The organism is Bradyrhizobium sp. SPXBL-02 (assembly GCF_051853065.1).
GTDB lineage: Bacteria > Pseudomonadota > Alphaproteobacteria > Rhizobiales > Xanthobacteraceae > Bradyrhizobium.
Map to the genome: position 1 here is coordinate 6,254,158 of NZ_CP182474.1, position 19,861 is coordinate 6,274,018.

The 19,861-nt window shown below is 63.6% G+C and carries 13 protein-coding genes and 1 pseudogene; 4 read left to right on the top strand and 10 right to left on the bottom strand.

Annotation, left to right across the window (positions count from 1 at the left end; genetic code table 11):
* The first annotated feature begins 11 nt into the window (after positions 1-11).
* Positions 12-854 carry an AAA family ATPase gene (locus ACNJYD_RS29280; RefSeq protein ID WP_172786789.1) on the top strand — a complete coding sequence of 281 codons (843 nt, stop codon included), beginning with the start codon at positions 12-14 and terminating at the stop codon, positions 852-854.
* Positions 855-1,895: 1,041 nt separating this feature from the next.
* Here the strand turns inward: ACNJYD_RS29280 and ACNJYD_RS29285 are convergent.
* The 4 genes from ACNJYD_RS29285 to ACNJYD_RS29300 form a co-directional block, all read right to left on the bottom strand.
* Complete coding sequence (locus tag ACNJYD_RS29285; protein ID WP_439364072.1) at positions 1,896-3,542, bottom strand: GMC family oxidoreductase; 1,647 nt, start codon at positions 3,540-3,542, stop codon at positions 1,896-1,898.
* Positions 3,543-3,558: 16 nt separating this feature from the next.
* Positions 3,559-4,152 carry a GNAT family N-acetyltransferase gene (locus ACNJYD_RS29290; RefSeq protein ID WP_172786826.1) on the bottom strand — a complete coding sequence of 198 codons (594 nt, stop codon included), beginning with the start codon at positions 4,150-4,152 and terminating at the stop codon, positions 3,559-3,561.
* Between the two features lie 138 nt (positions 4,153-4,290).
* Positions 4,291-5,217 (bottom strand): SMP-30/gluconolactonase/LRE family protein, encoded by a 927-nt coding sequence (locus ACNJYD_RS29295; RefSeq protein WP_439364073.1) that lies wholly within the window; start codon positions 5,215-5,217, stop codon positions 4,291-4,293.
* A gap of 136 nt (positions 5,218-5,353) precedes the next feature.
* Positions 5,354-6,187: an AraC family transcriptional regulator gene (locus ACNJYD_RS29300; RefSeq protein WP_439364074.1), complete on the bottom strand. Its 834-nt coding sequence runs from the start codon at positions 6,185-6,187 to the stop codon at positions 5,354-5,356.
* 173 nt (positions 6,188-6,360) lie between these two features.
* On the opposite strand from ACNJYD_RS29300, the gene ACNJYD_RS29305 reads away from it, so the two are divergent.
* Positions 6,361-7,464, top strand: coding sequence for a mandelate racemase/muconate lactonizing enzyme family protein (locus ACNJYD_RS29305; RefSeq protein WP_439364075.1), 1,104 nt, complete (start codon positions 6,361-6,363; stop codon positions 7,462-7,464).
* 9 nt (positions 7,465-7,473) lie between these two features.
* Here ACNJYD_RS29305 and ACNJYD_RS29310 read toward each other — a convergent pair whose 3' ends face one another.
* A complete protein-coding gene (locus ACNJYD_RS29310) occupies positions 7,474-7,830 on the bottom strand; it encodes a hypothetical protein (protein ID WP_439364076.1) in 357 nt (118 codons plus the stop codon).
* 182 nt (positions 7,831-8,012) lie between these two features.
* Between ACNJYD_RS29310 and ACNJYD_RS29315 the strand changes: the two genes are divergently transcribed.
* Complete coding sequence (locus tag ACNJYD_RS29315) at positions 8,013-8,237, top strand: hypothetical protein (RefSeq protein ID WP_172786831.1); 225 nt, start codon at positions 8,013-8,015, stop codon at positions 8,235-8,237.
* Between the two features lie 281 nt (positions 8,238-8,518).
* On the opposite strand, the gene ACNJYD_RS29320 is transcribed toward ACNJYD_RS29315, so the two are convergent.
* Complete coding sequence (locus ACNJYD_RS29320) at positions 8,519-9,175, bottom strand: glutathione S-transferase family protein (protein WP_212254542.1); 657 nt, start codon at positions 9,173-9,175, stop codon at positions 8,519-8,521.
* 155 nt (positions 9,176-9,330) lie between these two features.
* Between ACNJYD_RS29320 and ACNJYD_RS29325 the strand changes: the two genes are divergently transcribed.
* On the top strand, positions 9,331-10,554 hold the full coding sequence (locus tag ACNJYD_RS29325) for a polyhydroxyalkanoate depolymerase (RefSeq protein ID WP_172786833.1): 1,224 nt from the start codon (positions 9,331-9,333) through the stop codon (positions 10,552-10,554).
* A 31-nt stretch (positions 10,555-10,585) separates the two neighbouring features.
* Here the strand turns inward: ACNJYD_RS29325 and ACNJYD_RS29330 are convergent.
* The 4 genes and pseudogenes from ACNJYD_RS29330 to ACNJYD_RS29345 form a co-directional block, all read right to left on the bottom strand.
* A pseudogene (locus ACNJYD_RS29330) lies at positions 10,586-12,489 on the bottom strand (diguanylate cyclase domain-containing protein).
* 171 nt (positions 12,490-12,660) lie between these two features.
* Entirely contained in the window at positions 12,661-14,844 is a 2,184-nt protein-coding gene (locus ACNJYD_RS29335) for a glycosyltransferase (protein ID WP_439364077.1), read from the bottom strand.
* A gap of 12 nt (positions 14,845-14,856) precedes the next feature.
* Positions 14,857-16,137 (bottom strand): HlyD family efflux transporter periplasmic adaptor subunit, encoded by a 1,281-nt coding sequence (locus ACNJYD_RS29340; RefSeq protein ID WP_257187566.1) that lies wholly within the window; start codon positions 16,135-16,137, stop codon positions 14,857-14,859.
* 241 nt (positions 16,138-16,378) lie between these two features.
* Positions 16,379-19,708, bottom strand: a complete 3,330-nt coding sequence (locus tag ACNJYD_RS29345; RefSeq protein WP_439364078.1) for an adenylate/guanylate cyclase domain-containing protein — start codon at positions 19,706-19,708, stop codon at positions 16,379-16,381.
* Between the last annotated feature and the right edge of the window lie 153 nt (positions 19,709-19,861).

Below are 19,861 nucleotides of genomic sequence, written 5' to 3' on the forward strand. Positions count from 1 at the left end.
AAGGACGCGCGATGAAATTTACCGGCACCAAGGACTATGTTGCGACCGATGACCTCAAGGTCGCCGTCAACGCTTCGATCGTGCTGGAGCGCCCGCTCCTGGTGAAGGGCGAGCCCGGCACCGGCAAGACCGTGCTGGCGGAGGAAGTGGCGAAGGCGCTGAACGCGCCGCTTCTCACCTGGCACATCAAGTCCACCACCAAGGCGCAGCAGGGACTCTACGAATACGACGCGGTGTCGCGCCTGCGCGACAGCCAGCTCGGCGATGAGCGCGTGTCCGACATCCGCAACTACATCAAGCGCGGCAAGCTGTGGGACGCCTTCACCAGCGAGCAGCGCCCGGTGCTCCTGATCGACGAGATCGACAAGGCCGACATCGAATTCCCCAACGATCTGCTGCTCGAGCTCGACCGCATGGAATTCCATGTCTACGAGACCGGCGAGACGATCAAGGCCAAGCAGCGCCCGATCATGATGATCACGTCCAACAACGAGAAGGAGCTGCCGGATGCGTTCCTGCGCCGCTGCTTCTTCCACTACATCAAGTTCCCCGACGCCGACACGATGGGCCGCATCGTCGACGTCCACTTCCCCGGCATCAAGAAGCGCCTGGTCGAGGAAGCGTTGCGCATCTTCTTCGAGGTGCGCGAGGTGCCTGGCCTGAAGAAGAAGCCGTCGACCTCGGAGCTGCTCGACTGGCTCAAGCTGCTGCTCAACGAGGACATGAGCGCCGAGCAGCTGCGCGAGCGCGACCCGCGAAAACTGATCCCGCCGCTGCACGGCGCGCTGCTCAAGAACGAGCAGGACGTGCATCTGTTCGAGCGGCTGGCGTTCTTGAGCCGGCGGGAAGTGTAGGCCTCGTGTCCCCGACGCGCTGCAGCGCGTCGCACGATGCCGTAGGGTGGGCAAAGGCGCAAAGCGCCGTGCCCACCAGTCCTCCGCGATGGACGAAGATCGTGGGCACGCTTCGCTTTGCCGACCCTACGATATCTGCGCTGCGTCCGGGGCACGAGTGCGGGCAAGGGGCAACGGCGTCATTCTCCAAATGCCACTGTCATTCCCCGCGAAGGCGGGGAATCCAGTACGCCGCGGCTTCTCGGTTCTAGCGCACCTTCTCGGAGTACTGGATCGCCCGCCTTCGCGGGCGATGACAGCGCGTGCGTAGCCGCAGACACACCTTCGCAGCCTCGCGGCTCATCTCGCCCGAGCTTTGCTTCATTGCATCGCCTCTTCCGAAGAAAGAGGGCGCAGGGAAGACCGGGTGCCGACGGGCACCCGCGGTCCGCTGCGCGAAAGGCACACGCAGAGAAACCGCACAGCAGCATACAGGTGTCGCCGATCACTCGGCCTTCCCTGCGCGATGGTCGGACGGCTTATGCCGCGCTCTCCCGGGAGCCGAATTCTTTCTGGCCTCCCTCGCCCCGCGAATTGACGATGCCGTCTGCCCGGTTGGGCTCGCGCACATCTCCGCGACAGGCTTGACCGTAGCAACGACGGCCAGGACCACACGGTTTTGCCGTACGCAGCTCATCCGGCTTCGCCAAGAGGCTTTGCCGGACTTCGGCGCCGTTCGTCTGCACGTGGCCGCGGACTCACAGGGACTACCCGCCCTGCCCGCACCTTCGTGTCGACGCTGCCGCGTCCATCGCAACCCGGCCCGCGTTTCGAACAACTCGCGAACCGCCCCTCTTCGTCAGGCCGGGCTGTTTTGATCTATGCCGCAATTCCGAATTTCGGTAAAGTGGAATATTTTTGCGTGCAGGGGTTGACGCGGCAGCGACACAGCAAGCTTGTAGGGTGGGCAAAGGCGGACTTGCGCCGTGCCCACCACCTCTACAATATTGCAACAGAAGCGTGGGCACGCTTCGCTTTGCCCACCCTACGCAATTGCGCTGCTCACGCCACCGCCGTCTCCGGAATCCTTGCGGCTTCCATCGGCTGCTTGCCGCGGATCAGGTCCGAGGCGCGGTCGGCGATCATCATGGTGGAGGCGTTGAGGTTGGCCGAGATCATGCGGGGCATGACGGAGGCGTCGATGACGCGGAGGCCTTCGAGGCCGTGGACGCGGAGCTGGTCGTCGACCACGGCCCAGGTGGAATCCGCCGGACCCATGCGGCAGGTGCAGCCGGGGTGGAAGGTGGTGGTGCCGCGCTCGGTGGCGGCGTGCAAAAATTCGTCGTCGGTGTTGACGTTGGGGCCGGGGAAATCCTCGTAGGCGTAATAGGGCGAGAGCGGCGCACTCTTCAAGAGGCGGCGCGCCAGCTTCATGCCGCCGACGATGACGCGGCGATCGAGCTCGGCGTCGAGATAATTGGTCTGGATGATCGGCGGCGCGAACGGATCGCTGGAGCGGATGCGGACATAGCCGCGGCTCTCGGGCCGCTGCTGCCAGGACGCCACGGTCATGCCGGGCTCGTCCTCAAGCTGGCCCTGCACGCCTTCCTTGTAGCTTGCCGGCGTGAAGGTGAGCTGCAGGTCGGAGCTCTCGGCGCTCTCGCCGGAATGCCAGAAGCAATAGACCATGGTCGGCGACAGCGACAGCAGGCCGCGGCGCGCGGTCGCCCATTTCATCGCCTCGACCCAAAGACGCCAGCCGCGGCGGAGCTCGTTGATGGTCTTGATGTCCTTGACGCGCGCCACCGTGCGCGGGGCGTAATGATCCTGCAGGCCCTCGCCGACGGGCAGCGCGTGCCGCACGGCAATACCGTGCTGCTGCAACAGATCCGGCGAGCCGATGCCGGAAAGCTGAAGCAGCTGCGGCGAATTATAGGTGCCGCCGGACAGGATCACTTCCTTGTTGGCGCGCACTTCGACCGGCTGCCCGCCGCGCCCGCCCTTCATGTAGCGCACGCCGACGGCGCGCTTACCTTCGAAGATGATCTCGGTCGCGTGCGCATGGGTGTGCACATGCACGTTGGGCCGCTTCATTGCCGGCCTGAGGAACGCGGTGGCGCCGGAGACGCGCAGGCCGTTGTTGATGGTGCGCTGGCAGTAGGAGACGCCTTCCTGGGTCTTGCCGTTGTAATCGGGGTTGCGGGGAATGCCGAGCGAGACCGCGCCTTCCATGAAGGCCTCGCAGAGCGGATCGCGCCAGTTCATGGTGGTGACGATGAGGTTGCCGTCGCGGCCGCGATAGGTGTCTTCGCCCTCGCCGACCCGCTTCTCCAAGCGCCGGAAGTAGGGCAGCACGTCGGCATAGCCCCAGCCGCGATTGCCCATCTGCGCCCAAGTGTCGAAATCCATGCGCTGGCCGCGATTGTAGATGTGGCCGTTGATCGAGGACGAACCGCCGAGCGTCTTGCCGCGCGGCGCGTAGATGCTGCGCCCGCCGGTCCACGGACCGGGCTCCTGCTGGTAGGCCCAGTTGATGCTCTTCATGTGGAAGGTCTTGATGAAGCCCGCCGGCAGATGGATGTAGGGATGCCAGTCGGAAGGGCCCGCCTCGAGCACGCAGACGCTGACGTCAGGATCTTCGCTGAGCCGGCTGGTGAGCACGCAACCGGCGGAGCCCGCGCCGACGATCACATAATCAAATCTATCCATGGTCCCTCGGCCGCCCCTAGCGCGGCTTGTCGTTGAGTTGAAATTCCAGGTGCGCCTGCACCGTCGGCCATTCGGCGGCCGTGATGCTGTAGACGACAGTATCGCGCAACGTGCCGTTCGGCGCGATCTGGTGGCTGCGCAGGATGCCGTCCTGCTTGGCGCCCAGGCGCTCGATGGCGCGGCGGCTCTGGTGGTTGAAGAAGTGCGTGCGGAACTCGACCGCGATGCAGTTCAGCGTCTCGAAGGCGTGGCGCAGCAGCAGCAGCTTGCACTGCGTGTTGAGCGGGCCGCGCTGCGCGCTCTTGCCATACCAGGTCGAGCCGATCTCGACGCGGCGGTTCGTGGCATCGATGTTCATGTAGGTGGTCATGCCGACGATGGTGCCGCCGGCGTCGAACACGGTGAAGGGCAGCATCGAGCCGGCAGCCTGCAGGCCGAGGCGACGGTCGATCTCCTTGCCCATGTTCTCCGGCAGTGGGATCGCGGTGTACCACAGCTTCGACAGCTCGCCGTCCTTGACGGCCTCGACCAGCCCCTCGCGATGATCATGCGACAGCGGCTCGAGACGGGCGTGCTGTCCGCGCAGGGTGATGGGGTCGGGCCAGGGCATTGAAGTCTCTCTCCGTTGTCATTGCGAGCGAAGCGAAGCAATCCAGAGTCTTAGCGCGGAGGCAGTCTGGATTGCTTCGTCGCCAGCGCAAAATTGCTTCGCAATTTTGTCGCGGGCTCCTCGCAATGACGGCTTGGCTCACTTATTCAAAAAATTCAACGGCAATCCGCCGCGCGGCCAGTCCATCGCGATCAGCTCGCCCCTGCCCGACAGCGTGATGTAGGCGGTTTTGAGCTCGGGGCCGCCGAAGGCGATGTTGGTGGTGACGCGGTCGCCGGTCGGGACCTGTTCCACCAGGGTGCCGTCGGGCGCGACCACCGAGATGCAGCCGGAGACGAGCGTGGCGACGCAGACATTACCGTTCGCTTCCACCGCGAGCGAGTCGAACATCTGGTAGCCGCCGAGGCCGCAGATCGGCTGGCCGCGCTCGCCGCGATAGATCGGATCGCGCGGCTTGAGCGTGCCCGGCGCCGAGAGCTCATAGGCCCAGAGCCGCCCGGTCGGCGTCTCCGCGATGTAGACCGTGCTCTCGTCCGGCGACAGGCCGATGCCGTTGGCCGGCAATATGCCGTGCACGATTTCGACGATCTCGCTCATGCCGGGCTTGAGGTAATACATGCCGCCGACGTCCATGTCGCGCGCGCGGCGCTTGCCAAGATCGGAGAACCAGAGGCCGCCGTGCTTGTCGAAGACGAGGTCGTTCGGCCCGCGCAGATCGTGCGCGCCGCATTTGCTCACGACGGTCTCGACCTTGCCGGACTGCAGGTCGACGCGCTGGATCGCGCCGCCGAGATAATCGTCCGGCTGCGGGCCCGGCATGATCATCTTGCCGGCCGGAATCCAGGAGAAGCCGCCATTGTTGCAGATGTAGATCTTGCCGTCGGGCCCGAGCGCGGCGCCATTCGGACCGCCGGGAATTTTCGCCACGATGTCCTTGCGACCGTCGCGATAAATGCGCGTCAGGCGCTGGCCGCGGATCTCCACCAGCACCACCGAACCGTCCGGCATCACGACCGGCCCTTCGGGAAATTCGAGGTCGGTGGCGAGAACGCGGACGTTGGACATTGGAGACCCTCCCGGCTGCTTGTTATGGCTTGCACGGGATGTCCGGCACGGGCCCCCGCAGGCAAGATTTGCCTGCGGTTATGGCAAAGTCATTGGGGCTTGCCAAGCAAGCGGGACGGTATGCCAGCGTTGCGTGTTATTCTTTGACCGGTATCCAGATTTCGAAGCCGCCGTTGCCGGTGGCGGGATCGAATTTCTCGTCATAGCGCTCGAAGTTCGGCGCGTCCGCGGCTGTCAGGCCAGACGTTGGCAGCCATTGATTCCAGATCGTGTTGACGGTGCGCCGGATCGAGGCGACGTGGTCTTTGTGCGTGAACACCGCATAGCGCTGCTCCGGAATGCGGATGCGACCGAAGCGGCGCGGCAGGTCGGAGAAATCGGCGACCTCGACGCCGGCGATGTAATCGAAATTGCCGGCATCATCGCCGTTGCAGCAGACGCCATAGGCGACTTGACCGATGGGCGCGGGAATGTCGCCGACCTCCCGATTGAAGCGCTGCCATAAACCGGGGATCATGGCGCCGTTGTCGCAGGCGATGCGCTCGGCGGGACCGGCGACGAGGAAGGCCTTTGCCGTCTCGAAGCGCGGTGGGACAAGATGGTCGAGCATGGTGGAATCCATGAGGATCGGCTCCTGTAGCCTGAGCTGGTTGACGCACGCTGCCGCCCTCACCGCTTCGGGCGTGGTGCCGAACTGGTCGCGGAACGCGCGGGTGAAAGCTTCGTGCGAGCCGTAATCCGCCTCCAGCGCCAGTGACAGGATGTCGGGTGCGCCCTCTGCCAGGCAGCGCGCCGCCTCCGTCAGCCGCCGCGCGCGCACGTAGCGCATCACCGGCAGACCGACTGCTGCGGCAAACGCACGCCCGATGTGGAACCGCGACACGCCCGAGATCGCAGCGATCTCGTCGAGCGTCAGCGGCTCGGCCAGATGGCTCTCGATATACCAGAGCGCGCGCTGGGCTGGATTCATGGCGGTTCAGGCCCTCGTTCGAAGCGCGGCGATGATGCGCCGGTCTCCATCGCCCTGCTTGATCGGCATTGCTGTCCTTCGCACGAGGATAGCCGGCCAACGGCCACTGGCAACGCCCCCGTGTTCGTGGCTACACTCGTCGAAACCGCTCACCAGAAAGAGGAACCCGCGTCATGGAAATCACCGATGTGCGGGCGCACCATATCCGCATCCCCTATGATTCCGGTGTCGCGAGCTTCCGTCAGGGCGCTTCCGCCATCACGGCCCTCGACATGGTCCTCGTCGAAGTCACGACCGATGCCGGACTGACCGGCTGGGGCGATGCCTTCGCCTATGTCTGCCCGCGCACGACCCGCAGCGCGGTCGAGGAGATGATCGCGCCGCAGGCCCGCGGGCTGAAGGTGCCCGATGCGGCCGGCATTGCCGCAGTGATGGAACAGATCCAGCGCAACCTGCATCTGTTCGGCCGCTACGGCATCACCATGTTCGCGATCTCCGGGCTCGATATCGCGTTGTGGGACCTAGCCGCGAAGGTCGCCGGCGTGCCGCTGCATCGCCTGCTGGGCGAGATGAGGCGCACGGCGATTCCGGCTTACGCGAGCCTGCTCCGGATCGGCTCGCCCGACAACATCGCCGCCGAATGCAGGAAGGCGCTCGCGCTCGGCTATGGCGCGATCAAGCTGCACGAGACCACGACCCCTGCGGTGCTCGCCGCGCGCGCGGCGATCGGCCCCAACATTCCGCTGATGGTCGACATGAACTGCCCGCTGACCGGCGAGCAGGCGATCGCCTTCGCGACGACATGCCGCGACGCACAGCCGATGTTTCTGGAAGAGCCGGTCTGGCCGCCGGAAGACTTTGCGACGCTAGCCGAGGTGCGCAGCAAGAGCGGGCTCGGAATTGCCGCCGGCGAGAATGCCTGCACCGAATATCAATTCCGCCAGATGATGGAGGCAGGCGCGGTCAGCCACGCCCAGCCCTCGGTGACCAAGGTCGGCGGCATCACGGAATTCCTGAAGGTCGCGGCGCTGGCCGATCGATCCGGCATCAAGATCGTGCCGCACTCGCCTTACTTTGGCCCGGGCCTGCTGGCGACGCTGCATCTGCTCGCGACGCGCGACGACGGGCTGGTCGAGATGTTCTATCTGAAACGCGAAGCCTGCCTCTGGGGCGGCCGCGCCGATGTCGATGCGACCGGCCACGTCGCGGTGCCCTCGGGTCCCGGGCTAGGGTACGAGCCCGATCGTGGCGTGATGGAGCGCTATCGCGTGATGTGACCAGCGCGGTTATTTCGCAGCGTCCTTCGCCGGCGGCGCGTCCTGTTTCTTCTTCAGATCCTCGGCAGTCTTCGCCTGCGCGGCCTGGAGATCGAGAAGCGTCTTCTGCAGGCCGGCGACGGCGGTCTTCAACGCATCGATCTGACGACCCGCGGCATCCAGCTTCTGCTGATGGTCGATGGTGAGCTTGGTGATCGTCTTCTGCAGGAAGTCGACATTGCTCTGCAGGCAGCTGGTGCGGCGCTCCATGGTCTTCTCGACCGTGCAAATCTCGATGCCGGGCACGTCCTGCGCGAGCACCGGCAGAGGCGCCAGCGCTGCGAGCAGCAATATCGCGAAACAAATGCCGGCGTTTCGAAGCAGCATGAAAGTTCCTCGGTCAGTCGATCACATCAATGTGCGCTGTTTGTGCGCAGCCGCGTGAGGCTACCACACTGGCACCGCATTCTCGCGTTGAGCTTGTGTCCGTTCCCTGGACGGGAACGATGATCCGCGCGCGGAAGAAGTGGGCGTTCTGTCCGCGGCTTTGTTTAGGGGAGAATATTAGAATGGCAACGCGCGATAGACGTTTGGCGGAATTCGACGGCGCCGGAGAACCACCGCCGGGCCTGCCACTCGAAGTGCTGTGCGAGGATCACAGCGGGACGTATCAACTGCCGTTCGCCTGCCGCTATGTCGAGGGACGCTGGCAAAACCAGGAGGCCGGGATTGCGGTGGAAGCAACCGTGATCGGCTGGCGCCTGCCGCGCGTGAAGCAGCGCGGGGCCGCCTGAAGGCGTTCTCTGTTTCAAAATGCGACGGAGCCGCGCTCCGCTTTAACCTTCGGAACGCGGCCCGAACGAATCACGTCCGAATCAGCCGAAGCGCCCTGTACGCATCTGTTCACGGCTAGATCTCGCGGCGGGTCCGACAGGCGCGCACAATATCTGCGCAGCCGGCAGGATCGCAGACGCCTCTCACCGGCACCAAAGGTTAATTGTTGCAAAGACATAGCGCTGCGGTCGCAGCGGACGGTGCCTCGCCGCCGAAACAGGCAAGGCCGTGCGACACCTGCCTAATATTCGACCTCGAGCTCCTCGATCTCGGCCGGCTCCTCCTTGGCCGCCGCGATCCATTCCTGCATCTCGGGCATTGCCATGATGGTGTCGGCATAGGCCTTCAGCGGCGGCGCGAGCTTGACGTCATAGGTCACGAAGCGCGTCACGACAGGGGCGTACATCGCGTCCGCCATGGTGCGCTTGTCGCCGAACAGGAAGGGGCCGCCCGATTTCTCCAGGCAGTCGCGCCAGATGAACCAGACCCGGTCGATGTCGGCCTGCGCCCGCGACCAGATCTTGAAGCCGGGAAAGTGTCCCTTCAGGTTGACCGGCAGCGAGGCGCGCAGCGTGGTGAAACCGGAATGGATTTCGCCTGAGATCGAGCGGCAATGGGCGCGCTGGATGCGGTCGGCCGGCAACAGGCCGGCGTCCGGCATCACCTCGTTGAGATATTCGGCAATGGCCAGCGTGTCCCAGACCACGGCGCCCTCGTGCCGCAGGCACGGCACCAGGATCGAGGACGACAGCAGCAGGATCTCGGCCCGCGCCGACGGATCGTCCGGCGCGGTGACGATCTCCTCGAAATCGAGCCCGGAGAATTTCGTCAGCAGCCAGCCACGCAGCGACCAGGACGAGTAATTCTTGCTGCTGATGGTCAGTGTCGCCTTCGCCATATGACCCTTTCCCTGGTCCCGACATCGGCCCGGCCTGCCCGTGGCCTCTGCTTCCACGGCATGAACAGCAAGCGACGTGCCAGTTTTACGCGAGGCCCGATCGCCGTCTGGCGTCCTTATTGCATAGCAGCACGGGACGGGGTGGGCGATTCAGTATGATGTCGATGTACTATCAGGCTTTTCAGAACCACATGGACCTGACCGCGCCTTGGCGCGCGGGGGCTTCGTCCGCGCTCAAATTCCTCCATCTGGTGCCTCAGGGCCTATCGGACCAGGTGGTCGGCCGGGTATCGGCCGCGCTGGAGCTGATCTCGCGCTCCACCCTCACCTATGACCGTCCCGCCTACGGCATCGACAGCGTCATGGTGGGCAACCGCGAGGTCGCGGTCAGAGAGGAGATCGCCTACGCGACCCCGTTCGGCTCGCTGCTGCATTTCAGGAAAGAAGGCGTCGGCGAGCAGCCGCGCATGCTGCTGGTGGCGCCGATGTCCGGACACTTCGCGACGCTGCTGCGCGGCACGGTGAAGACGCTGCTGCAGGACCACGACGTCTACATCACCGACTGGCACAATCCGCGCGACATCCCGCGCAGCGAGGGCCGTTTCGGGCTCGACGACTATACCGAGCACCTGATCGACTTCCTCGGACAGCTCGGGCCGCGCCCGCACATGGTGGCGATCTGCCAGCCGTCCGTCTCCGCGCTCGCGGCCGCCGCGATCATGTGCGAGGACAACCATCCCTCGCGCCCGGCGACGCTGACGCTGATGGCCGGCCCGATCGACACAAGGATCCAGCCGACCAGGGTCAACGAGTTCGCCAAGAGCAAGCCGATCGAATGGTTCGAGCGCAATCTGATCAACTACGTGCCGGTGCAATGCCGCGGCGCCTTGCGCAAGGTCTATCCCGGCTTCGTGCAGCTCACGGCCTTCGTCTCGATGAATCTCGAGCGCCATATCAAGCAGCACATGGATCTCGCCAACCACATCGCCAAGGGCGAGAAGGAGAAGGCCGCGACGATCAAGACGTTCTACGACGAATATTTCGCCGTGATGGACCTGCCGGCCGAGTTCTACATCGAGACCGTGCGCGACGTGTTCCAGGAGCATCTCCTGCCGCAAGGCAAGCTGATGCATCGCGGCCGTCCCGTGAACACCAAAGCCGTCAGCCGCATGGGCCTGATGACGGTCGAAGGCGAGAAGGACGACATCTGCTCGATCGGGCAGACGCTGGCCGCCCAGGACCTCTGCACCGGCGTGCGCGCCTATCGCCGCGTCCACCACATGCAGGCCGGCGTCGGCCATTACGGCGTGTTCTCCGGCAAGCGCTGGAACAACGAGATCTATCCGCTGCTGCGCGATTTCGTGCACGTCAATTCGTGAGGGTCACGCCGCCGCGCACTAGAGCTGCTCTTCAAGCTCGTATCGCGCTGGGCCACGCGATGACTTGCCCTGACATCACAAGGCGGTTGCGCCCGCTCTCCTTGGCGGCGTAGAGCGCCTTATCCGCAGCCGCTATCAACGACGTGCAATCAGCCTTATCGCCGAACGACATATGTGTGGCGCCACCAATACTGAGGGTGACCTGCTTGGATGGCGGATTGAGCGCGTGCAGGATGCCGAGGTCCTGAATCGCTTGCCGGATTCGCTCGCCGACCTGCTCGCACCCTCCCGTGTCGGTATTTGGTAGCAGCAAGGCGAATTCCTCACCACCATACCGAGCGGCCAAGTCTGCCGGCCGCCTGGCCTGCTCCGCCAGGACCTCGGCCACCGAGCGGAGACATGCATCGCCCGCCTGATGCCCGTACTGATCATTGAAACTCTTGAAATGATCGACGTCCATCAGCAAAAGTGACAGAGGCCTTCCTTCGCGCCTGGCCCGGTCCCATTCCGCCTCTAGCCGCTCGTCGAAGTGTCTGCGGTTTGCCAAGGCCGTCAGGCCATCCGAACTGGCGAGAGCCGCCAGCTTATCTTCCAGGTCCTTACGTTCGGTCATGTCGCGCGAGATCGCCACCACGCCGTTGATGTCTCCACTCTGCGCACTCCTGGCGACGCGCAGCGCGGTTTCGATCCAGACCTCGCCTTTCTCGCGATGCCGAGTGCGATAAGTGATTCTTGCCTCCTCGGCTTCACCGTTCATCAACGCGGAGATCGTCTCCTCAACCCGCGCCAGATCCGCCGGATTTATGCCGGCGAGGGCCGACGTATCCACCAATTCGTTCGGAGCCCAGCCGAGAACTCGCGCGCTGGACGGCGACGTATAGAGAATCCGTCCATCGACCGCTATGCGCATGACCATGTCTCCCGACTGCTCCGCGAGGAGACGAAAATCCGCCTCCTTGGCGATCAGAGCAGCGGCCATCTTCTGCCGCATGTGCAACTGGCGCACCAGCAAACCCCCCGCAACAGCGAGCCCTCCTATCAGTCCCAGCACCGCAGCCACGCGCGTCAGCGCCGCTCTGCGCCAGGGGGCCAAGACGTCGTCTTCCGATTCCGTCGCAACCACGACAACGGGGTAGCGACTGCTTAGTTGATAAAAGCTCAGACGCCGAACGCCGTCGAGAGGCGACGTGAAGTAGTAGACGTCCGCAGTTGGCCGCTCGCGGAAATTCCTAAAAAGCGGTGCATTCGACAGATCGCGGCCCGTATATCCGTTGTCCGGGCTACGCGCGAGGACAACGCCTTTCGCGGTCGCCAGTGCAATTGAGCCGTTCTGGCCGACGTCGAATCCGCGATAGAACTGTAAAAAATAGTCGACATCGATCGTGGTAAGAGCCACTCCGGCAAAACTGCCGTCAGGATGATCGAAGCGCCTTGACGCTGTGATGATCCATTGCCCCCCGACCTGCTCCTCACTGGCCCCCCAATGAAGGTTCCTCGCTCAGCCACGGCGCGATGATGCTGGAAATACTCGCGGTCGCTGTTGTTGAGGCCGGCGAAATCCACGGGCTCGCTGGTTGCGAGCCAGCGGCCGGTCTCGTCATAGACGAACACAGCGCGAATCCGGTTCGCGGCTTTGCGCCGGGAAAGAAAGGTCTGAATCTTGGCGATCGCCGCCGGGCTGGTTCCCTCGAGTTCGAGTTGGCCGACCAACACATTGAGAACGGTGTCCGCGAGCTCGAACGTATCGTCCGCGTGTTGCGTCACCGACCGGGCCAGATTGGCCATGTCTGTTTCGGAGCCCTTCAGCAGCGTCTGTCGCGAGGACCACTCCCGCCAGCCGCTGAGCGCGACAATCGCCAAGCAAGCGACCGCCACGAATGCGGAGGCCCAGAGCGTCAGACGCCCTTTCCGAAGATCGCTGCGGTGATCGATCAAGAGATGCTCCCTGCACCCTCAACCCCGTAAACGCCTTGGGCTGAAGGATGGTTGCTCGTTCCGATTGTGATTTTTGGCGGAGCACCGGAAGGAGACTGACGGCATCGATGAGCGGCTTGACCGTCGATCGATAGCCCATGGACTGGTCCGACGAGAAGGACAACACAGCAATCAACTCGCCTCGAGCACTGTGCCGGCCACCCGGCCAAAGCCAGGTTCAGTGAAACTCGTCGGATGCAGGCTTCGAGCTCCGGCAAGATGTGCAAAATCGTCTGTCCGGGGTTGAGGCCGAATGACCATGCTCTCTGCCGGCAGACGCTCGGTCGGCGAGACCGACGCGGGCTTCGCGCCGCCTGCAACAATGTGGGGCAACGGCGCGGCCATCGACCAGATGTTCTTAAGCATCGCCCTATTCACCGAGCACGCGATGACACCGTTCCGCTTCAGACGGGCGACGGTAAAGAGCTTGCGGATCAGCAGGTCTCGTTCCAGCGACTGCGGCAATTTGAACTGCACCCCGATGAGCCGGCCCCTTTGTTGCGCAATCACCGCATCGATCCATCCCACCTGCATGATGTGCACGCGCAGCGGTTCTCCGGCGCGAGGACAGTCAATGCCGGAGCCAAGCAGAACGCCGGCGCCAGAGAGGGAGATGTTGCTCACGCGTCCAGAAAGCTGCTCGCCGGTCCCGGTCTGGATCAAGATAGTTTCGTCGATGTCGAAACGCTCCTCGGTACGCCCCATCCGCGCCTGCAGCGAGGTCATGCAGACGAAGAAAAGCACGACGATGTTCACGACCGACCAGAAGGCGACCATCGGTAGAGCCGCCGGATGATCGATGATGCGCCATTCCGGAATCGTGTTCAGAACCACACCGACAACCGTCAACGCCATCAGGACCGCCGACGGCCAGAATATCTCCGCAGCGTAAGTTGCGCGCCGCGCGGCAGCGCCCTTCGGCGTCACCTTGAACGCATGTCCCGCCGGCTTGACGAGAGTCCCCAGCACCGTCGGCAGTATCTTGAAGCTCTGGATCGTCGCCGACACCTGAGCGGCGAGCGGAAAATGCACGTGCGGCGCGAACCAGGAGATGCCGCCGTTGAGCGCCAGAATCGCGGGGAACAAGTAGTAGAACACCGATTCGGGGGTGACATCGACGACAGGCGCCAAGCCGGTCCACATGAACACGATCGGAACCACCACGACCATGAGCGCCCGCAAGCCCAATGAGAGCCAATGCGTCGGAAAGAAGAGGAGCCGATGCATCAAGCCCAGTCCGGGGCCGAGCGGGCCGGCGGCGAGGTACAGCGTCTGGATCGCGCCACGCGCCCAGCGTTGCCGCTGCACGAAAAAGGCATCAAGGCTTTCCGGCGCCAGCCCAATCGCCAGCGGTTCGCAGAGATAGCGGGTGACGTATCCCTTGCGCAGCAGGACGAGCGTCAGCAGGATGTCTTCCGTAATGGACTGGGTCGGCAAGGCATCGCCTACCGCGCGGAGTGCTGCGCGACGCGTGACGGAGTTGGAACCGCAACAAAAGGCACCATCCCAGCCGTCGCGCGCGGGCATGATGGAATCGAAGAAGAACCGTTGTTCATCCGGCAGTCCCCTGTGCAGGCCGAGATTCGCCTGCATCGGGTCCTCATTGTAGAAGGCGTGCGGGATCTGAACGATTCCGACCTTTGGATCAGCGAAGAAGCCCATCGTGCGCATCAGGAAATTGCGCTGCGGCACGAAGTCCGCATCAAAGATCGCGAAGAACTCGCCACTCGTCTTGGTCAGGGCATGATTGATATTGCCGGCCTTGGCATTCAAATTGTCGGCGCGTGTGAGATAGCCGGCGCCCTTTTGCGTGCAGAGCGCCCTGAGCCAAGGCCTGCGACCATCATCCAAGACCCAGACCTGGAGGTTCGGATAGTCCAGGCACAGCGCGCCGGTGATCGTCTTTTCCAGCACCTCGAATGGCTCGTCATAGGTCGGAATAAAGACGTCGACCGAGGGCAGCTCATCATCCGGCAGGCTGCGAAGCCGACGCTCGTGCTGATCTGCTTCGCTTCGGCGATCGGTCCTGCGAAGGAACGTCAGATAAAGAATGAACTGATCTGTGAAAGTCAGAAGCTCGACGAACAGACAGAACCAGATCCAGCCGACCTGATACCAGGTCCCGCTTGCCGGCAGCACGGTGGTGAAAATACGCCATTCGAGATAGCGGGCCACCACAAGCCACACCACGACAAAGACCGCAAGACGCGCCCAAGAGCGCGCGACTGGGAAGGTCGGCGCCAACAGATACATCGCAGCAAAGATGCCCAGCATCGGCGCGAACAGCTGAGAGAGAGGCAGAGTCATGGCTTGCATGGAACATCTCGCTCACAGGGGCGATTGGTCGAGCTCCAGGCGAGCGGTCAGCCATTTCAACTTCGAGCCGACCAATCGCAGCAGGCCGTCGGTTCTGCGCTCGAAGCGCACCTCAGCCAACCGTCCGATATCGCAGGAGCCGTTGCGGTCGGCCGACGTCTCATTGGGCGGAAGCGATATCTCAATTGTAATGTTGCCCGGATCAGGCCGCGGCACCCGAGCCGCAAGCAGCCGATCATCGCCGTACGCGGCCGATCCGCGGACCTGCCGGATCTGGCCGCTCTTCCATTCGCGACTCCCAATCAGGCGGACGGTAGCCGCATCTCCGGCCTTGATCTTCTCGAAATCGCGCTCGGGTAGTTCAACGACGATAAACCGGCGTTTGCAATCTGCGAAATCGAAGACCGACTGCCCTTCCGTGACCATCGAGCCCGGGCTGGCCGCGACCGACCAGACCACATGGGCTGCGGGCAAGGACAGATCGTAGTGATCGAGACGATCAAGTCGAGTGCGTTCCTCTGCAATTTCCGCGGCCAACTGCGCGGCACGTGAGCTGTTTTGCAACAGGTCGGTCTCGAGCTCCTGGCGGCGGAGGACAAGCCGCTCGCGCTGCTGCTGGGAATAGGGCACGTCGTTGGCATCGCCACGAAGATAAATGCCCTTCTCGGCCGCCCCCAATTCCGTCTTGAGGCGCTGCAGGCGTTCACCGGCCATCTGGCACCGCGTTGCGGTTGCCTCCTGTGAGGCCTGGGCCTCACCGGAGCGGATCTGCGAACTGATGCCGAGCTTCACGAGCCTCTCCATCCGGCCCGCGACATCGTTGCGCTGCCGCGCCTCAGCGAGACAGCCGCCTTTTTCAACTTCCGTTTCACTTATCTCGTGGCTCAGGCGCGCTAACATCCCCGAACGATAGTCCTCGCTTCGCTCGCGGAGCTTGCGATCGAGCTCGGCGATTTCCTCGAGTTGCCGGCGTGCGAGCTCGGCGCGTTTGGTGGACATGGCCAGCTGCTGATCAAGGTCCATGAGGTGGCGGCGATCCGGCGAACGCGCCTCGACCAGCGGCACCATCCGGTTGTGCTCGAAATATTCACCCTTGCGTGGAAGATCTGACGAGAGCTGACCCGCCATCGGTGCAGTCACCCGCATGAGCTCGGCATTGACATAGGCGGAGGGGGCGATTCGGTAAGTCACATACGGCAGCAGGGCCCATCCGCTGAGAGCGATGATCCCGAGTGCCAGGGACCGCCGAGCGATCCGGCTGCGAATGAAACGTTCGACATGCAAGCGAACCACGACTGGATCTCCAAATGGGCTTTGGTCGCTCCGCCTGCCCCTGCGAAGGCAAGCCAATCGCCGCGTGGCCGCCGCAGCAGCAGACTCCTCCCCGCAACCAAGAGAAGCATATCTAGCTTTCACCACAACAGGTTAAGACGTGTCAAAACCGGAGAACTACGGCTCGGGATCGATAACAAGAAGCCGACCTATTCTGGCTTCAAGTCGGCGCGGCGCTTGTACCGATCGAATGACGGCGCGGCTAACGACCATTCCTAAGCAGCGCTTTCGCTTCCGCGAATTCGGGAAGACCATGCTCCGCCTCGAATTGAGCGAGCACGGGCGCGAGCACTTCGGATAGCGCACCCGCTCGGCCATTTGTCTTGTACAGGCGTGCAAGTTCAAGGGCGCTGCGCAGCTCGAAAGTCCTGGTCTGCTGATGTCGTGCGATGTCCAGCGCTCGCTTGAGGGCGTCTTCGGCACTGGATTCGTCCGAAGGGTTTTCGCGTGACAAGAGTTTACCGCGGACACGGTGCAGCTCGGCGTCAAGCCAATGCTGGCCGGATTGTCCCGTCCCGGCGATCAATTCGTCCAGGATTTCCAGCCCGGTCTCGACTTCGCCGACATCTGCAATCGCCAGGGCGACATGCATCCCCCAGAACGGTTCGCAGAGGTAGCAATCGTTCTCGTGCAGGAAGGTCCAGCCGTGACGCATGTCCGCCAGTCCGGCCATTCGATCGCCGGCACGCCACTTGGCGAGGCCATTCAGGTAGGTGCCGGCGGCCACGTACAACGGCATCGTATGGTCGCGCGCGAGACCGAGCGCCAGGATCGTCTCTGTCTGCTGCAACATGCCCCCGCATACTCCGTCGAACACGGCGCGATGAACCAGCGCATTGGCCTGGGACAGCGCCCGTTTTTCTCCCGGAGTACCCACCGCTTCCGCGGCGAGCCTGCGCGCACGAGCGATGTCGCCGAGCGGCCAGAGCACCAGGGCGAGAAATCGCATGATGACGAACGGAAGATCCAGCGCCGAAGCCCTGAAAGTCGCGGGATCCGGTTCGGCCCGATAGATCGCCAGCGCCCGCTCAAGATGCGTACGCGCATTCGAATACTCGCCGGCGAACCAGCACGTCACGCCGCCGGTCCAATGGGCCACGACGGCGGCCACCGGCGAGTCCGGCCGTCGCTCAGCGGCGTTTCTGATGGCATCTGCCAGCTCCCGCATCGGAGCAAGTTCGCCATGCGTCAGGCAGGCATTGAAGAGGCCGGAATGGACCGGCGCAAGTTCAACGGGATCATCGATACCAGCCGCGAATTGTCGCGCGCGCGTCCATGCCGCGACCGTTTCCGGAGCGCTGTGGCCGAGGCTGCCCCGCAAGGCACGGCCATATGCGATTTGAAGATGCAGCCTGCTCATCATCCGGCGGGGTTCGTCAGGCAATTGATCGGCGATCGCGATGGCCTTGCCGAGATGCGCGATCGCCTCGGAATAGGCCGAGCGTTTCAACGCCTGCTGGCCCGCCTTGCGCCACCACTCGAGTGCGATCTCGCTCAGCCCCGCCTCGGTGAAGTGGTGCGCCAGGACTTCCGGCTCGGTCTCGGCGACAACTGGAAACTTCTCGCGCAGGACATCGCCAATCCGTGTGTGAAGCACCTGCCGTTTGCTCCTAAGCAGACTCTCGTAGGCCGCTTCCTGAACAAGAGCGTGCTTGAAACTGTAATTTGCTTCGGGCGGCGTCCCACGACGCAGCAGCAGTTCGGCCTCTTCGAGTTGTCCCAGCGCCGCGCCCAGCGTCAGATCGTCGCGTCCCGCCACGGTTTTCAACAGCGCGTACGAGAAGTCGCGGCCAATGGCGGCGCCTATCTGAGCCACCTCCTTGACCGGAGCGAGCCGGTCGAGCCGCGCCATCAGCGAATCCTGCAGCGTCGCAGGGATAGCAAGCGGCGGCAGCGGACAGTTCAGGCGGTAGCGCCCGGCATCCTCGACGAGCAGCCCGGACTCCAGCACCATCTTGGTCAATTCCTCGACGAATAACGGAATGCCATCGGTCTTGTCGATGATCTGCTCCATCATCTCGCGTGGCAGCTGGCGACCGACGACAATCTGCTCGACGAGCGCGCGCGTGTCCTGCCGATCGAGCCGGTCGAGCCGCAACAGACTGACGTTGGCAAGGCCCGACCAGGAGGGCTCGAACTCCGGCCGGGACGTCAGGAGCACGAGGATCGGCAGTCCTCTGATCCGATCGACCGCGAGATCGAACAGCTCAAGTGTCGTCGCATCGGCCCAATGCATATCCTCGCAGATGATCAGCAGCGGCTGGTCTCGCGCCAGTCCCTCAAGCTGATCCAGAAGGGCGGCAAATGTCTGGCGCCGCTGCTGCGCCGGGCTCAAGCCGAGGGGCGGGCAATGGTCGCCGGTCGGAATCGAAAGCAGCGCCGCAATCAGCGGTGTTGCCCGGGCGACCTGCTGGGTTCCTATCGCCAGCATTGCCTCGAGCTTGTCGAGCTTTTGATCCGGCGTGTCGTGCGAGCGAATTCCGGCGGCGCGCTCGAGCTGCGCAACAAAGGGATGAAGCGCACTGTTGGTGTGGTAAGGCGAACACTGATATCGCACGCGACGGTGCGTTCCCAACGAGGGGCTTTCCGACAGCGTTGCCACAATACGCGACTTGCCAATGCCCGCTTCGCCGGAAATCAACACGATCTGGCCCCGGCCCAGCCATGCCTCCCGCTGGCGCGAGAGGATGAATTCGATCTCGTTCTTGCGACCGACAAAGCCGATCGAGCGCGCGGCACGGACTGCCTCGAAGCGACTCTCGGATGCGGTTGCTCCTTCCACCGCCCAGACTGCGATGGGGTCTGCCATTCCCTTGACCTCCCGGCGGCCGAGATTGCGCAGGGAGAAGAGATCGCCAAGCAGCCGGCGCGTCGATGAAGCAACGACGACGACCCCCGGCTCCGCCAGGCTCTGGAGCCGGGCGGCGAGGTTTGGCGTGTCGCCGATGGTTGCGTGCTCCTCCGACGCATCTCCGCTGATGAGGTCGCCGACCACCACAAGTCCGGTCGCAATTGCGATCCGCAGTTCGGCTCGTTCGTCAGTCCCCGTCTTGAGCTGGCGTATCGCGGCGATCATGTCGAGGCCGGCGCGCACCGCGCGCTCGGCATCGTCTTCGTGGGCGCGCGGATAGCCGAAATAGACCAGTATTCCGTCACCGACGAATCTGGCGATCCTGCCATCATAAGCACCAACCACGCTCGCGCAGGCAGCGCGATAGGCGCGGATCACCTCCCACATGTCCTCGGGATCGAGACGCGCCGAGAGCGCAGTCGAGCCGACCAGATCGCAGAACATGACGGTGAGGTGACGCCGCTCGGCGTCCTGGGGACGAGCGGGAGATGCGATCAACGCGGCCGGATCGAGGTCAGCGATAGCACGGAGCATTTTGCGGCGATGGCCGAGCAGGACTCCGAGCTTCTCGAAGTCCTCGTCCATCAGTTCGGGAAGGACGCCTATGTCGATCCCATTTTGGGCGAAGCGCTGCGCGTATTGCGCAAGCCCCAGCTTATCGAGCCACTCCGCAATCTGCATTGGCTCCACCGATCGTGTGGTTGGCGGTTAGCAGAATTTTGGACCACGGCGCGCGGGGACAATATACCAACACCACCATGATGGCACGTTTTGTTTGTTGCGCGATAACCTAGGTTTCTCAATACCGATATTGCGTTCAAGCGGTGACGCTGC

Excerpts from the sequence above, each read along its gene's own strand:
- ACNJYD_RS29335 (WP_439364077.1), bottom strand. The coding sequence starts at position 14,844 with ATGCAAGCCATGACTCTGCCTCTCTCTCAGCTGTTCGCGCCGATGCTG.
- ACNJYD_RS29310 (WP_439364076.1), bottom strand. The coding sequence starts at position 7,830 with ATGCTGCTTCGAAACGCCGGCATTTGTTTCGCGATATTGCTGCTCGCA.
- ACNJYD_RS29295 (WP_439364073.1), bottom strand. The coding sequence starts at position 5,217 with ATGTCCAACGTCCGCGTTCTCGCCACCGACCTCGAATTTCCCGAAGGG.
- ACNJYD_RS29285 (WP_439364072.1), bottom strand. The coding sequence starts at position 3,542 with ATGGATAGATTTGATTATGTGATCGTCGGCGCGGGCTCCGCCGGTTGC.
- ACNJYD_RS29280 (WP_172786789.1), top strand. The coding sequence starts at position 12 with ATGAAATTTACCGGCACCAAGGACTATGTTGCGACCGATGACCTCAAG.
- ACNJYD_RS29300 (WP_439364074.1), bottom strand. The coding sequence starts at position 6,187 with ATGAATCCAGCCCAGCGCGCGCTCTGGTATATCGAGAGCCATCTGGCC.
- ACNJYD_RS29325 (WP_172786833.1), top strand. The coding sequence starts at position 9,331 with ATGATGTCGATGTACTATCAGGCTTTTCAGAACCACATGGACCTGACC.
- ACNJYD_RS29315 (WP_172786831.1), top strand. The coding sequence starts at position 8,013 with ATGGCAACGCGCGATAGACGTTTGGCGGAATTCGACGGCGCCGGAGAA.
- ACNJYD_RS29320 (WP_212254542.1), bottom strand. The coding sequence starts at position 9,175 with ATGGCGAAGGCGACACTGACCATCAGCAGCAAGAATTACTCGTCCTGG.
- ACNJYD_RS29305 (WP_439364075.1), top strand. The coding sequence starts at position 6,361 with ATGGAAATCACCGATGTGCGGGCGCACCATATCCGCATCCCCTATGAT.
- ACNJYD_RS29290 (WP_172786826.1), bottom strand. The coding sequence starts at position 4,152 with ATGCCCTGGCCCGACCCCATCACCCTGCGCGGACAGCACGCCCGTCTC.
- ACNJYD_RS29345 (WP_439364078.1), bottom strand. The coding sequence starts at position 19,708 with ATGCAGATTGCGGAGTGGCTCGATAAGCTGGGGCTTGCGCAATACGCG.